Origin of the sequence: Haloimpatiens myeolchijeotgali (assembly GCF_042688525.2) — a bacterium.
GTDB lineage: Bacteria > Bacillota > Clostridia > Clostridiales > Clostridiaceae > Haloimpatiens.
This window is the reverse complement of record NZ_JBHWAB010000001.1, coordinates 2305496-2321077: the sequence shown is the minus strand read 5'-3', so window position 1 is coordinate 2321077 and position 15582 is coordinate 2305496. Positions and strand designations below refer to the sequence as shown.

The following is a 15582-nucleotide window of genomic DNA, read 5'->3' as shown; positions in this document are numbered from 1 at the left end:
ATAAATATAGAAAGAAGAGATTAAAGTGAATAAGAAATTAGAGAAAGATTTTACAACAGGTAATGCCACAAAAAAATTAATTGGAATTACAATTCCACTATTGATAGCTTTTATATTTAACATGGCATATAATATCGTTGACAGCCTTTGGATTGGAAATTTACTTGGTGAAAAAGCAATGGCAGCTCTTACTGTATCAACGCCACCTATACTTTTGTTTACATCTGTTGCAATGGGTGCTACCAATGCTGTAGCAATTTTATTATCAAAACATATTGGAGCAAAAGATAAGGATAGTATTAATAAAGTAATTTCTACTTCCTTTACAGCAACAATTGTTTTTAGTGTTGCTATAACAATTATTTGTGAATTTGGTGTAAACATCATTTTGAATCTTTTAAATACACCACCTGAGATATATTCTATGGCAAAAAATTATTTTATTATATATATATTAGGATATATTTTTGTATTTATGTATTTATATTTTAATGCTGTATTACGTAGTTTTGGAAATACAACTATGCAGATGATTTCTATTATTCTTTGTACACTACTCAATGTAGTAATAGATCCTATTTTCATAAATAAGATGGAAATAAAAGGAGCAGCAATTGCAACATTATTTTCACAAGGAATTATGATGTTTATTATGATTGTATATATCATAAAGAAAAAATTAATCACAATTGATTTTAAGTTATCTAATAGAAAAGTTTTTAAAGAACTTGTGGCAAAAGCAATACCATCTATTATTCAACAAAGTATTCCTGCAATTAGTACAAGTTTTATTACTTATTTAGTAAGTGGATTTGGAGTATTACCTATAGCTGCATTTGGTATTTCAGGAAAATTAGAAACAATTTTATTCTATCCTGCTATGGCTCTCAATATGACAATTACTACTTGTACTGGACAATGTTTTGGAGCTAAAAATACAAAAAAAGCAAGAGAATATCTTCGTTCTGGAATGCTATTGGGAAGTGGATTTTTGATTATATTAACAATAACAGTAGTATTCTTCTCAAAGAGTTTAGCTTCAATGTTTGGAGCTGGTGTAAGTGTTGAAAATTTGGTTAAAGTTTATTTTTCAATTATTTCGGTTGGATATGTTTGTAATACCGTTACTAATTGTGTTCTTGGAGCAGTAAATGGTTTTGGAAAGCCAATGGCAGCTATGTTTTTGATGATTTTCTACTATATTATTATTCGTATGCCATTAGCGAAGTTACTATCAATAACATCATTAGGATTAAATGGAATTTGGATTGCTGTACTTGTAAGTCATGTTGCAGCATCTTTAGCAGGTATTTTATATTTTAAAGTATCATTAAAAAGAGAACATACACAATTTCAGGCAGTATCAAATGTAAAATAGATAAGCCTTTTAATCATAATCTATAGTATATATAGTATAAGGGGACGGTTCATTAATTTCTTAAGTTTTTACTTTTGATTTGATATTAAAACAATGAACCGTCCCCATATTTTTTCATATTTTTTATAGATTATTGGTTTAATTTTTTATATGTAATATAATGATGGTAGAATTTAATTTACAAATATATTGGGTAAAAATATATAAATGGAGTGAGGTAGTAGTATGAAGTTTAATATAATTGACATGAATAAATGGGAAAGACGAGAGCATTTCCAACATTATGATAAGGGCGATAATTGTTCATACAGTTTAACATCAAATATTGATGTAACAAAACTTGTTTGTAATGTTAAACAAAAAAAATTAAAATTTTATCCTGTATTTATATACATAGTTACAAAAGCTGTTAACAGTATGAAAGAATTTAGAATGGCACTTGATAAAGATGGTAATCTTGGTTTTTATGATGAAGTTTCAGCATCATATACTATATTTCATGAAGATGATAAGACTTTTTCTTGTGCTTTTACTAAATATGATTCTGATTTTGAAACATTTTATAAAAATATTACAGATGATATGGAAAAGTATAAAGACGTAAAAGGGTTTCAAATAGTAAAATCAGAACCAAACAGTTTTCCCGTTTCATGTGTTCCATGGCTAAATTATACAGGATTTAATTTGAATGTTCCTATTGATATTAATTTTTATGCACCTATAATTACATGGGGAAAGTTTGTAAATAATAATGGTAAACTTGAAATGCCGCTTACTGTTCAAATTAATCATGCTGTTGCAGATGGATATCATACATCAATGTTATTTAAAGAAATACAAGATATTTGTTTGTTTTTAGGACAATAAAGGCATATATCATATAAAAAATCTTTCATTTCGGTAAGAAGTTTTAATTTGTTTTCTTAAATAAAAATAAATTTCAGAGAAAGGATTTGATGATGTTGGAATTTATACCTGCAAAAAAGATATTATCAGCATGGACAAATAATGAAAATTGGTTTGGAGTAAATTACAATATGAACATATATAAAGGGTGTTGTCATGGATGTATTTATTGTGATTCAAGAAGCCAATGTTATCAAATCAATGATTTTGACACGGTTCGTGCTAAGAAGGATGCTGTTGGAATGTTAAATAATGAACTTAGGTACAAACATAAAAAAGGGGTAGTTGGTACAGGTTCAATGTCAGATCCATATAATCCTTTTGAAGCTGAGTATAAGTTTACTAGAAGTGCATTACAACTTATAAATAAATATAATTTTGGTGTTTCCATAGCTACAAAAAGTGATCTTATAACAAGAGATATTGATATTTTGAAAGAAATAAAAAAACATTCACCGACTATTTGTAAAATTACAGTTACAAGTGCAGATGACAGTTTGTGTAAGATAATAGAGCCTAAGGTATGTTTACCATCTAAAAGATTTGAAGCAATAAATAAGCTTTCTTCTAATGGTATTTTTACAGGAATATTATTAATGCCTGTACTACCTTTTATAGAGGATAGTGATGAGAATATATTAAAAATTATAAGATTAGCAAAAGAAAATGGTGCAAAATTTATTTATCCTTATTTTGGAGTAACACTTAGACAAAATCAAAGAGATTATTTTTTTAGTAAATTAGATAAACATTTTCATGGTGTAACTAAAAAATATATAAGAGAATATGGATTTTCTTATGAGTGTAATTCAAAGCGGTCAACTGAATTGAAAAAGCTTTTTAAAGTTGAGTGTGATAGGGCAGGTATACTATATAAAATGAAAGATATTATTTCTGGATATAAAAAACAATATGATGTAAATCAAATGAGTTTGTTTTGATATTTTGTATTTTCGGGGACGGTTCATGATTTTTACTTGAATTAAAAGTAAAAAATGATGAACCGTCCCCAATTTTAATTTTATTTTAATCCGTCTACAGGAATATTATAAGTTTCATTTTTAATCCATTGATTTATGGTTTTATTTAAAACTCTAGTTCCTTGGATGTATACTTGTAAAGTTTCAGGTTTCCAATCATCTCTAATAGAAAAATTAGCTTTACGTAACCATACATTTTTAACTTGTGTTGGATCAAAAGTAGGGTCACTTATTTCAAATTCATAACAACCTGTAGTACCAGTTGCAAAATCATCTCCAGGGAGATTACAGTATAATTCTTTTTTTCTTCCATCATTTAATTCCATACCAAAATATATGTAATCATTTGTTCCGGCATATGAGTCATTTGCAGTTTTTATTACTACATGGAATTTACCAATAGGGGGTTTTACAGCTTGTCCACCATAAGTTATTTCTTTTAAAAATCTATAAACAACTGTAGCAGTGCCTCTTTCTGCATTTTTAAAGCATATGTCAGCAGCTTTATTCCAATCATCCCATGAATTTGTCATTAATACATTAGAAGATTGAGCATAAGCCAATTTGGCATATTTGTAAGATTGAGTAGTTAAAAAATCTGTTAAACATTTAGTACTATCTACGTTATATTCTGATTTATCATCACCAATAGTATTAATTAATAATTTATTTGCGATTGTATCAACATATTTTTCGAATTTTGAATGACCAGAATTAGGGTTTAATGCAGTTAAATTACTAGCATGATGTGGTTCATTCAAATCAGCAAAATAATGAGTTGCTTTACCTAAAGTGTAACATGCTTGTTCATAGTTACCATCTTTCCATTGTCCTATTGCTTGTGATACATAGTTTCTAGTTTGAGATTCAGCAGTATCATCTATTTTTTCTGGTAGATACCACCAAGATTCATATGTATAGTTTTTTCCCGTATATGGATTAAAAAAATGATCTTGATATTGAGAATAGTCTTTATCTACACCTGTTTTTCCAAAGTCTGGAGCTACAGAACCTTTTTTATACAGGTTCAGATTTTGTTCTATTATGTTTAGATTTTTAAGTAGTTTTGAATCATTTGGCATATCGTTTTTTATAATTTCTAAGGCTTGTACAGAAATAGTTTTGTGGGAATCCATAGTATTTACATCATTAACACTATTCCAAGCATAAGCTTTTTGAGTTGAAGTAATACTAACACCACCAATTAATAAGAGTCCCAAAAGTAAAGATTTAATTTTTTTTACCATAATTCCATCTCCTTTCAATATTATTGAAAATTTTTTATTAGAAATAAAGTTTGTTTGGTTAATTAATAAATTATTACATTATTATACTATAAATCATAAATTTATGAAAAAATAATAAATTTATGTAATTAATTATAAAGAAAAAAATGGATTTTGTCAAACAAATTTTAACATTTTACAATATATGTGTAATTTTTTAAATATCTTATTTGCCTTATTTTAAACTAGATTAAAGTTTACATAAAAAATAAAGATTACTTGTTTTCATAAATTTAAATCCTATGTGATATAACTTATTTTAAATGGTTCAAGGTAAAAATAACTACTACGTAAATAAGTATAAGATAGAAATTATAAAAACACCTTTATGTGTCTAAATGATTTTGAGTAAAAATCAAACGCATAAAGGTGTTTTTTGAAGTAATACTTTTATTAAATTTTTTTTATTTTATTAAAATTATTAATACTAACTAATACTGTTAGTACAATAAATACTATGCATAAAATTGTACCAGTAAATATAGTAATTTTACTTAATGAACCATCTATAATAATTGGTAAAGTAATTCCTGCTAAAGCGTAAAAAGATACTAAAGAACTTACTTTTGGTAGTATATTTTTTTTATTTAAAATCATAAGTACTATTCCAGTAATCAATAATATAGGTGCTGATATAAGTATTATCGATAAGAATTGTATTCCACAAGGTTCATACCAGGGAAAATTTTTATTTAAAGAAGTGTATATCATTAAAGAAAATAATAATGTACACATTATAATAATGTGCAATATTACATAGGTTATTTTTTTAAAATAAAACATATTAAATTACCAATCCTTTCAAATTTAATTATTTGTATATTCTAATTTAGATAGCTCTATTAATCTTGAGTTTATGTAGTCTTCATCAAAAGAGGAACAGATTCTTTGATTGTTTTCATCTAGTATTCTATAATGTCCAGATATATTATTCTGTTGAATTTTATAATTACTTTTCTTTTTAATATCTCTCCACCAAATTTTGCCACCCATAGTTTTTGAATAATTTCTTTCAGATTTTCCAAAAGCTAAAGATATAAGCATATCTTCTATGTCATTTCCTACCGTCATTTTAAGAATTTCACTATCTTTAAAAAGAAAACAAACTACAATAGCTCCACTCCAACCTAAACTTGCTCTTCCTTTTTCAATTTGAACTAAGGTTTTTTTAGATATTCCAATGATTTCTGCCATTCTATCTTGAGTATAATTTTTTTCATTTCTTATAAGTTTTAATTTTGAATTGATTTTTTCGATAAATTGTTCTTTTGTCATTTTAGCAACTCCTTACCATTCTACACTAATAGTGTAATTCTACACTATTAGTGTAGAATGGTAAATAGTAAATGTAATAAATTTCAATAGATTCTATGATATAATCTATTAAAGATATAAATTAAAGTAATAAAAATGAACTGTCCTCAGTGTAAATTCTAAATTTTAGGCATGATAAGGAGGAAAAATGTGGAATAAAACTTTACTTATTTTTATAAGATATTTTTTGATTTTAATGATGATAATAGGAATAATTATAAATGGGACAACCTTAACTCCAGCAATGATAATATTTATATTCGTTTTTATAACAAATAATCAAATAAGATTTTTTTCATTAGATAGAATGTGGTTGAAAATTATATCATTTATGATAGAAATTTTGTTTATAGCCATTGCATATAAATGGATAGGAGGATATCTTATTATATATCTCATTTTAAGTGCTATGGATAGTAATTTAGTCTTAAAAAAACCAGTAAAGCACATATTTAATATAGCAATAATTTTACAAGCAATATTACTTTCTTCGAATGAAAGCTTAGAATTCAAATTTATAAATATGGCGGTATTAATAGTAATTATTGCTACATTGTATTTAATACAAGATGAAAGTGACAGGAAAATTGAAGCACAAAAACTTTATGATAAACTTAGAATATCAGAAGAGAAACTTATGAGTGCTAATAAGGAGTTAGAGATTTATGCAAGTTCAATAGAGGAGCTAACTTTATTAAGGGAAAGAAATAGACTTTCAAGAGAAATACATGATAGTGTGGGACATTCATTATCAACAATGGTAGTGCAATTAGGTGCTATTGAAAGAATAATAGAGAACAACCCAAAAGGAGCAAAAGAAGTAACAAAAGAGCTTAGAAAGTTTACTCAAAATAGTTTAAAAGAAGTCAGAACTGCTGTAAGAGAAATAAAACCTAAAAAATTTGAGGATTATCAAGGGATTTTAATAATTGAAGAACTTATAAAGAATTTTAAAAAGCTAACAGGAGTAGACGTTAGACTTTCCTTTACAAAACAAAAATGGCCTTTAAGTTCGGATCAATCTTTTGTTATTTATAGAATAGTTCAAGAGTTTTTAGCTAATAGTGTAAGGCATGGTAAAGCTACATTAATTCAAATTTTTATGGCATTTAATGATTGTGAATTGGCAGTTACATTAAAAGACAATGGGACAGGTAGTGACTGTGTATTAGAAGGAGTAGGACTTAAGGGTATGAGAGAAAGAGTAACAGAAATAGGGGGAGTTTTTAGTTATACAACAAAGTTAGGAGAAGGATTTTTAGTAAAAATAGAATTAGATAAAGTTGAAAAGCTTAAAATTTACTCTCAGGAGGGAACGTATGGGCAAGATTAAGGTAATAGTAGTAGATGATGAGAAGCTTATTAGAAGTGGTATGAATATGATACTTAATACTTACGAAGATATTGAGGTTATAAATACCGCATCTAATGGAGAAGAAGCTTTGATGAAGTGTAGAAAAGAAAAACCAGATGTTGTACTTATGGATGTTAGAATGCCGAAATGTGATGGTGTACTTGGAACAAAGTTAATTAAAAATGAGTTTAAAAGTGTAAAAATTTTAATTCTAACTACTTTTAATGATGTAGAATATATTCATGAAGCTTTAAAATATGGAGCATCAGGCTATCTTTTAAAGGATAGTGATTATGATTTAATTTATCAGGCTATAAAAGGATGCTGTAAAGGAAATGTGGTGATTCATCCTGAAGTAGCATCTAAAATTATTAATGAAAATACAAATTATAATAAGAAAAGTAATTTAGAGGACATAAAAAGAAATAACAATTTAAATGATAAAGAGATAAATATAATTAAAGAAGTAGCTAATGGATTATCAAATAAGGAAATTGGAGAAAAGTTATTTCTATCAGAAGGAACTATAAAAAACAATATAAGTAATATACTGCATAAACTTTATCTTAGGGATAGAACTCAACTTACTATTTTTGCTTTCAAAAATGATATAGTACATTAAAAAAGGTTATATCGGAATTAAAACTCTATGATCTGCCAATTGTTTATAATATGTCCTTTGGACATAATGAGCCAATGATGTGTTTGACATATGGAAAGTATACTTGACATTAAATGTTGAAATGATACAATATAAATGTAAAGTATACTTTCCATAAAATAATAGAGGGTGATAAAAATGAAAAATAAAAAGGTCTTAGTTATTTTACAAGCTATAGGAGGAGTTTTACTTTTATTAATTGGTAGTTTTGTATTAAATGACGTAAGTACAAAAATGTTATCAGGATTGTGTATTGGATTTGGAGCTGCTATGTTAGTTTTAGGAATAGGAACCTTTTCTCATTCACTAATTGTTTCTTCTATTGAAGATGAAAAAATCAAACGTATAAAAAATATTGAAGTTAATGATGAACGTAATGTAAGAATAAAAGAAAAAACTGGTTATATGGTTGCAAAAGTTATGAATTATATTTTAATAGTATTTATAATAACTCTTGGATTTATGAATGTAGATAAAAGTATCATTATTATGGCTTGTTCATTGATTGTAATTGAATTAATTTTGGTTATCATCTTTTCAAATTATTTTACAAAGAAAATATAATAAAAATTACTTCTGCAACAAAAAGTGACTTAAGTAACTTTTAATAGTTACTCTTAGTACTAACAATACCTCCTTAATTTTTCTAAAATATAATTAGAAGAATTAAGGGGGTATTTTTTATGAACAATATAATTGTAAAAAATGTAACAAAAAGATTCGATGATAAGTTAGTTTTAGATAATATATCATTTGAAATAAAAGAAGGAGATATATTTGGACTTATAGGACCTAATGGAGCAGGTAAATCTACTTTAATAAGTATTATGACAGGACTTTTAAAAGCAAATGGTGGAGAAGTAACTATTGGAGGATACTCTATTTCAAAACAACCAATAAAAGCAAAAGAACTTATAGGATTGGTACCACAAGAATTAGCTTTAATGGAAACACTATCAGCATATGATAATCTTGAATATTTTGGAGCTTTTTATGGACTAGGAGGAAAACTTTTAAAAGAAAGAATTGCAGAGGCTCTTGAAGTAACAGGATTAAATGAGAAGAAAAAAGTAAAAGTTAAAAAATTTTCAGGTGGAATGAAAAGAAGATTAAATTTAGCAGTAGCAATAATGCATAGACCTAAGATTCTTATATTAGATGAACCTACTGTAGGTGTAGATCCTCAATCTAGAAACTATATTTTTGAATTTATTAAAAAGATAAATAAAGAGTACAATACAACAGTATTATATACTTCTCACTATATGGAAGAAATAGAGCATTTGTGTAATGAGATATTTATTTTAGATGAAGGAAAAGAAATTGCTTCAGGATCAAAATCAATGATTAAATCAATGGCAAATATACATGGTACTATTAAGTTTGTTTTAGATGAAAATGATGATGAAATTTTATTGAAAATAAAGAAACTTCAAGGTGTTAAAGAATGTTTTATTGAAAATGAGACGATTTTAATTCATATAGATGAAACAAGGTTTAATTTAGAAGAATTATTAACGTTAATTGCTAAAGAAAACAAGAAGATAAAGAAATTTAATGTAGAAGAGGCTTCATTAGAGGAAGTATTTCTTTCACTTACAGGAAAAAAATTAAGGGATTAGGAGGTTAAAATATGAGAATAAAAGCTACAATAATAGTTAGTCTTAAAGCAATGCTATCTCAATGGAAACAAGTATTGTTAATGTTTGCTGTTTTTCCCTTAATAATTGCAGCAATTATGGGGAATTTTCAAAAGCATACGTTTAAACCAGATATAAGTAGAGATAAAATTAATATTTCTATTATAGATAAAGATAATAGTAAAACTTCTAATAATTTTAAAGAATTATTTCAAACAAAAGAGTTAAAACAAATATTTAATGTTACAAATAAATCACAATATGAAATAGTTATTCCAAAGGATTATGAAAAAAATATAATTAGTTTAAAACAAAGTACCATAAAAGTCAATGAAAAGAAAAGAGTTTCAAGAATTAATGAATTGGTAATAAAAAACGTCATAGAGCAATATGGAAAAAGCTTAACAGAATCTAGAATAATTTCTAATAAAATTAATAGCATGAATGTATTAGATAAAGAAAAGTTATTTAGTGATGTTATTAATAATATAAACAAAAATGCAGCTGTTAATCCAATAAAAGATAATATGATTAAGGGAGAGAGAATTCTTACATCATATGAAAACCAAGCTGCAACAATGATGTCACTTATGGTATTTGTAATTATTATGAATTGTGTTGCGGGATATGATCTTGATAAGAAAAATGGAAGTAATAAAAGATTATTATCTACCCCAATGACAAAATGTGATTTTTTCAATTTAGATGTACTGATATTTTTAATTGCAAGTTTAATATATGGAATAATATATATTTTAGCTTTTAGGTTTGCTGGATTTGCTTTTAAAGGAGTTAGTATATTAAATATAATATCAATATTAATATGTCAAAGTGTATTAATAGCAAGTACTGCAGGAATTATTATTGCTTTCTTTGGTAAAAAGGCAGCCAATATTATAGTTGTAATATTAATGTATATGCATATTATATTTGGTGGTGGATTTATTCCATTAAAAGATATGGATAACAGGATATTTTTGGCCATTTCAAAGTTTTCACCAGGAAATATTATTTCAGAAACTTATAGGAACTGTATATTATTTAATTCATTCAATAGTATTAGTAAGTATTTAATTATTATGATAGCAATCTCTTTAATATTATATTTGGTAAGTATATTAAAAGTAAAAATAAGATGGGAGGTATAACTTATGAAGTTTTTATATATGGTATTAGCTAATTGTAAAAGGTATTTTAAGGATTATAAAACTATTGCTATAATGTTTTTACTTCCTATTGTAGTTGTGTCTTTTGTAAAGATTATGTCAAATCCTAAATCTAGTAGTAAGCAATTAAATATAGCAGTAGGAGTGGTTAATCTAGATAAAGGAGATTTAGGAAATAAATTAATTAAAAAAATAGACGCACCTAATATTTATAAAGATAAAAAAGAAGCTTTACAAGCATTAAAGAACTATGATGTAATTGCTGTATATGAAATAGGAGAAAATTTTTCCCAGGAAATAAATGTAAATAAAAAACCTGTTATAAATTCATATAAACTAGAAACGGGAAATAAAGCGCAAATATTTGAAGTTCAAATGCAGCAAAAGATAAATGAATTGTTTAAGGTTCAAGTATTAAAAACGAATAACATAATAAGGGATGAGAGTGAATTAAATAAAAATCTTGTGAATCTGCAGTATAATACTGAGAAAAAAACAGTTGCTTCATCTGAATTTATGCCTCTTGTTATGATAATGTTTTTCTTATTATCCTTTTCAAGTATAATGAGTGGAGATTTATTAAAGTTAAAAAAAGGAAAAATATTAGAGAGATTTTTATCTACTAGTAATAAGGGATATCAAATAATAGGAAGCATTTATCTTTCCATGATAATTACACAAATTGTAATGTATACAGCTTCATTTATGGTAATGAAAGTATTGTTCAAATTTAGTTTTAGTAACTTTGGTTTTTTAATACTAAATATTGCTTTAATGAGTATGGTATCCATAAGTTTATGTATAATGGTTAACAGGATTTTTAAAGATCGCGGAGTTGCAGGCATATTTATAAATTTAATTTCAATGATAATGTTTTTCTTATATATTACAGTACTCCCAGGACCAAACTATACAAAAATTCCAAAAATAATTATAACTTTAAGTAAGTTTACACCATTTTATTGGTCACTTGGAAGTATAGAAAAATCAGTATTATTTCCTAATGTTTTCATATTGTTATTAATGTCATTAGTATTTTTTACTGCTGGAAGCATAAAATATTCAAATTTTGCTAAAGAATCAAAATAAAAATATGGGGACGGTTCATTCATTTTATTATATAACTTCTGCAGATGAAAAATAGTCGCTGCGGAAAATGATATCTTGCTATGAAACCTTTCACTTCAGTAACAAGTTCTAAGCTTTACTCATATTGAAAAAAGATTTTTTAATTAATATTCCGTAGGAATCAGTAATTAAAAAATGACTTTTTTCAAATTCGTAAAGCTAAGAACTTGTAAACTTTGTTCAAATGTTTCTTACGCAATATATCATTTCCCTTCGCTAGACAGTATTTAATAGGGGACGGTTCATTCATTTTGCTTGAATTAAAAGCATAAAAAGAATGAACCGTCCCCTTGATTGCCCTTGATTAAAGTAATAAAATAAATGAACTGTCCCTAAAAAATCTCTTTTTTATTAAATTCTTTAATGCCCATAAAGGTTATAAATATAGTTATTACTAGTCCTACAAAATGCATTAATAATGTATTTGACAACCCTATTGAAACATGTGTAGCAGAAATGGATTTAAAAGGGTAACACCATGGAAAAGCAAGCCAGAACTTAGTAGTTCCAACTAAAACTGATGATATTGAAAATATTGTTCCAATTCCGATAGAAACAAAAATATTTGAAAATTTAATACTTAAATAATATTGTATTGCCATAACTGGAATTAATGAAAAATAAGCTAAAATAGGACGGTACAATACATATAAAGGCATTGAAGAGTTAGAAGGTTTTAATAAATTTCCAAATATAGATACAATTAATATAAAAACAACTATATTAATAAAAATGAGAAAGCATCCAGATAAAAATTTACATATATAAATTTCACTTTTTTTAATAGGAAGAGACAACATCCTTCTTAAATTGCTATTTTTATTTTCCATGTTTACTAAAGTAGCCATTATAATTGTTGCAAGTACAGGCAATAGAAATAATCCATACATTAGAGCACTTTGTTCATAAACTGGATCCCATATGCTAGGGTTTTCCCTCATAAATATAGATTTATATCTTATAAAATTCATAATTCCTGTAACAACAAAAAATATAGGTATTATCATTATTATTTCTATAAATCTTGAACGTTTTAACTTTAAAAGTTCACTTTTAAATATTCTTATCATAAATAAAAAGCCTCCTTACTTAATATCTGTTTTATTAAAATATATAATTCCTACTGTAAACCAGAGTAATGAAGATAATATAGAAGCAAATACGGCTATTGCAGCGTCACTTCCATTACCTAAAGGTACAGATCTTAAAGTTGGTGTATAAGGAATTATGTTACTTAAGATTTTACTTTGAGAGAACATTATAGTATTAATAATTCCTAAAAATGCTATACATAGAGAAACTAATAACTTCTTAGAATAGAAACTAATAAACTGCTGAAAACTTATTATACTTAATGAACATAATATTTGAAAAACTATATATTTTAATATTACAGTTAAGTTTACAAATGTACCTGATTTAAAGATAAAAAGTACAATAACAAATCCAATAGTGTTTAAAATTATGGAAAAAGTTGAAAATGTAAAAATAACTAACCATTTTGAAATATAAACTTTATTTTTATTAACAGGCATTGATAAAAGTAATTTCCAGCAATTTTCATCATGTTCGGTAAAATTTATTTTTACAGCAGTTAGCGCAAAAATTACGCTAGAAAACATGAACCACAAAGAAGTCAAATGGTTTGTAAAAAGGAAAATACCAAGTTGACTTTCAACTCCAAAATTTTTAAATTGCTCTAAAGACCTTGGGGATGTTAAGTCAGCATATTTAAAATGAAGAATTATAGAAAATAATAGAATAGATAAAAGAGGAACTATAAAAATAACTTTCCAAATAAAACCTCTTTTTTGTTTCATAAATTCTATTTTTAATAAAGATGATAAACTCATATTTAAGCAACTCCTTTAATAAGTTTAAGAAAGATATCTTCAAGATTTTCATTTTCAGGGAATTTTGATAAAAGTTCATCTAAAGGTCCTTGAAATAAAAGTTTACCTAAATTGATTATTCCAATATCATCTGCCATAAGTTGAATTTCGCTTAAAAGGTGACTAGAGATTATTACAGACATTCCATTAATTTTAGGAAGTTCTTTTATAAGATTTCTTATTTCATGTATTCCCTCAGGATCAAGACCGTTGGTAGGTTCGTCTAATATTAAAAGTTCAGGTTTGCCAATTAATGCTAAAGCAATGCCTAATCTTTGTTTCATTCCAAGAGAAAACTTTTTAACTTTAGTGTTTTTCCACTTAGATAGTTTAACAATTTTTAAAACTTCATCTATATTACTCTCTTTTAGATTTAAAATTTGAGCAGAAATTTTTAAATTTTCATAAGCAGTTAAATTACCATAATAAGATGGTGATTCTATAAGAGAACCTACATGTTTTAAAATTTCTAATCTGTTTTTTTTCACATCTTTACCAAAGATTTTAATTTCTCCTTTAGTAGGCTTTATAAGGCCTAAAAACATACGTAAAGTAGTAGATTTCCCAGCCCCGTTAGGTCCTAAAAATCCATAGATTTTTCCTTCTTCTATTTGTAAGTTTAAATTGCTTACTGCATCAAAAGTTTCAAAAGATTTTGTTAAGTTTTTTGTTTCTACTATAAAATTTGACATAATATTGATCCTCCTTAATGTTTCTTTGTTTTGTTTGACTTAATAATACTATTCCCAGCTTAACAACCATTAAAGAGAACCTTAATAGAACCTTAATATTGATATTTTTTTATATAGAGTTACAAAAATTATGTTATATTTATAATATAGTTCAACTTTCGCAGTAAAAATATTGCTTAGCGAAGGGAAATGATATATTGCGTAAGAAACATTTGAACTTGTTACTGAAGTGAAAGATTTCTAAGCAAGATATCATTTCCCGTAGCGGCTATTATTCATTTGCCAAAGTTGAATAATATAAAAAATATAATTTTTAAATTTTTCAGAGGTGTATTTATGTATAACGAAATTTTAGATAGAAAGATTCTTTTAATTGATGATGAAATAGAACTCTTAAAATTAGTAGAAACAGTACTCAAAAAAGAAGGATTTAGAAGGATAGTTAAGGCAAGTAATGGCACTGAAGGAGTTAAACTTTGTAAGATTGAGAAACCAGATATAGTAGTTCTTGATGTAATGATGCCAGGGATGGATGGTTTTGAAACTTGCAAAAAAATTAGAGAATTTAGTTTTATTCCAATACTTTTTTTATCAGCTAAATCTGATGATATAGATAAGATTGTTGCACTCGGTATGGGTGCAGATGATTATGTAACTAAGCCATTTAGTCCAAAAGAAGTGGCTTATAGGATTAAAGCACATTTGAGAAGAAACATATATATTAAAAATGAAATATATAATAAGGAAGAAAAAATAGTAAAATTTGGAGAGGTGACAATTAATTTTACAAAAGGTGAGGTTATAAAAAAAGGACAACATATAACTTTTACTCCAAAGGAATACAGCTTATTGAGTTATATGTGCAAGAATTCTAATAGAATATTAAGTAAGCAAATGCTTTGTGATGAAGTATGGGGAGACGATTTTAATGGATATGACAACACGATAATGGTTCATATTAGAAGATTAAGAGAAAAAATAGAGGAGGATCCCTCTAATCCAAAACATATTTTAACAGTTAAAGGATTAGGGTATAAATTAAATACAGAACTTTCGTAGGATAAAAATACTGTCCAGCGAAGGGAAATGATATATTAAGTAAGCAGTTAACAGTTGATAGAGGACAGTTGACAGTTAAAGATACCTTTCTGCTAATGCTGAAAGGTTTTAATTAATTATTTAATA

16 protein-coding genes and 1 pseudogene are annotated in these 15582 nt (G+C 26.1%); 11 read left to right on the top strand and 6 right to left on the bottom strand.

The window, feature by feature from the left end:
* Positions 1-25: 25 nt before the first annotated feature.
* The 3 genes from ACFIJ5_RS10205 (at position 26) to ACFIJ5_RS10195 (ending at position 3225) form a co-directional block, all read left to right on the top strand.
* Complete coding sequence (locus ACFIJ5_RS10205; RefSeq protein ID WP_379806648.1) at positions 26-1378, top strand: MATE family efflux transporter; 1353 nt, start codon at positions 26-28, stop codon at positions 1376-1378.
* A gap of 225 nt (positions 1379-1603) precedes the next feature.
* Positions 1604-2245: a CatA-like O-acetyltransferase gene (locus tag ACFIJ5_RS10200; protein ID WP_379806646.1), complete on the top strand. Its 642-nt coding sequence runs from the start codon at positions 1604-1606 to the stop codon at positions 2243-2245.
* 95 nt (positions 2246-2340) lie between these two features.
* A complete protein-coding gene (locus ACFIJ5_RS10195) occupies positions 2341-3225 on the top strand; it encodes an SPL family radical SAM protein (RefSeq protein ID WP_379809587.1) in 885 nt (294 codons plus the stop codon).
* Between the two features lie 80 nt (positions 3226-3305).
* Here ACFIJ5_RS10195 and ACFIJ5_RS10190 read toward each other — a convergent pair whose 3' ends face one another.
* From ACFIJ5_RS10190 to ACFIJ5_RS10180, 3 genes are all read right to left on the bottom strand, one after another.
* Positions 3306-4511: a phospholipase C gene (locus ACFIJ5_RS10190; protein ID WP_379806644.1), complete on the bottom strand. Its 1206-nt coding sequence runs from the start codon at positions 4509-4511 to the stop codon at positions 3306-3308.
* Between the two features lie 432 nt (positions 4512-4943).
* A complete protein-coding gene (locus tag ACFIJ5_RS10185) occupies positions 4944-5261 on the bottom strand; it encodes a hypothetical protein (protein WP_404660408.1) in 318 nt (105 codons plus the stop codon).
* A gap of 96 nt (positions 5262-5357) precedes the next feature.
* Complete coding sequence (locus ACFIJ5_RS10180) at positions 5358-5825, bottom strand: helix-turn-helix transcriptional regulator (RefSeq protein WP_379806640.1); 468 nt, start codon at positions 5823-5825, stop codon at positions 5358-5360.
* 187 nt (positions 5826-6012) lie between these two features.
* Between ACFIJ5_RS10180 and ACFIJ5_RS10175 the strand changes: the two genes are divergently transcribed.
* The 7 genes and pseudogenes from ACFIJ5_RS10175 (at position 6013) to ACFIJ5_RS10145 (ending at position 11774) form a co-directional block, all read left to right on the top strand.
* The gene (locus ACFIJ5_RS10175; RefSeq protein ID WP_379806638.1) at positions 6013-7197 is read left to right on the top strand and encodes a sensor histidine kinase; all 1185 of its coding nucleotides are present in this window, start codon (positions 6013-6015) and stop codon (positions 7195-7197) included.
* A complete protein-coding gene (locus tag ACFIJ5_RS10170) occupies positions 7184-7840 on the top strand; it encodes a response regulator transcription factor (RefSeq protein WP_379806636.1) in 657 nt (218 codons plus the stop codon). The genes ACFIJ5_RS10175 and ACFIJ5_RS10170 overlap by 14 nt, the downstream gene beginning before the upstream one ends.
* 2 nt (positions 7841-7842) lie before the next feature.
* Positions 7843-7947 (top strand): annotated as a pseudogene (locus tag ACFIJ5_RS10165) (hypothetical protein); the annotation flags it as partial.
* 70 nt (positions 7948-8017) lie between these two features.
* Positions 8018-8443, top strand: coding sequence for a hypothetical protein (locus ACFIJ5_RS10160; RefSeq protein WP_379806634.1), 426 nt, complete (start codon positions 8018-8020; stop codon positions 8441-8443).
* Between the two features lie 119 nt (positions 8444-8562).
* A complete protein-coding gene (locus tag ACFIJ5_RS10155; RefSeq protein ID WP_379806632.1) occupies positions 8563-9501 on the top strand; it encodes an ABC transporter ATP-binding protein in 939 nt (312 codons plus the stop codon).
* Positions 9502-9512: 11 nt separating this feature from the next.
* Positions 9513-10667: an ABC transporter permease gene (locus ACFIJ5_RS10150; protein ID WP_379806630.1), complete on the top strand. Its 1155-nt coding sequence runs from the start codon at positions 9513-9515 to the stop codon at positions 10665-10667.
* Positions 10668-10670: 3 nt separating this feature from the next.
* A complete protein-coding gene (locus ACFIJ5_RS10145; protein WP_379806628.1) occupies positions 10671-11774 on the top strand; it encodes an ABC transporter permease in 1104 nt (367 codons plus the stop codon).
* Between the two features lie 371 nt (positions 11775-12145).
* Here the strand turns inward: ACFIJ5_RS10145 and ACFIJ5_RS10140 are convergent, their stop codons facing one another.
* Genes ACFIJ5_RS10140 through ACFIJ5_RS10130 form a run of 3 tightly spaced genes read right to left on the bottom strand, consistent with a single transcriptional unit; the run spans position 12146 to position 14397 of the window.
* On the bottom strand, positions 12146-12883 hold the full coding sequence (locus tag ACFIJ5_RS10140) for an ABC transporter permease (protein WP_379806626.1): 738 nt from the start codon (positions 12881-12883) through the stop codon (positions 12146-12148).
* 15 nt (positions 12884-12898) lie between these two features.
* The gene (locus ACFIJ5_RS10135) at positions 12899-13666 is read right to left on the bottom strand and encodes an ABC transporter permease (protein ID WP_379806624.1); all 768 of its coding nucleotides are present in this window, start codon (positions 13664-13666) and stop codon (positions 12899-12901) included.
* A gap of 2 nt (positions 13667-13668) precedes the next feature.
* Complete coding sequence (locus ACFIJ5_RS10130) at positions 13669-14397, bottom strand: ABC transporter ATP-binding protein (protein ID WP_379806622.1); 729 nt, start codon at positions 14395-14397, stop codon at positions 13669-13671.
* 336 nt (positions 14398-14733) lie between these two features.
* On the opposite strand from ACFIJ5_RS10130, the gene ACFIJ5_RS10125 reads away from it, so the two are divergent.
* Entirely contained in the window at positions 14734-15456 is a 723-nt protein-coding gene (locus tag ACFIJ5_RS10125; RefSeq protein WP_379806620.1) for a response regulator transcription factor, read from the top strand.
* Positions 15457-15582: the final 126 nt, after the last annotated feature.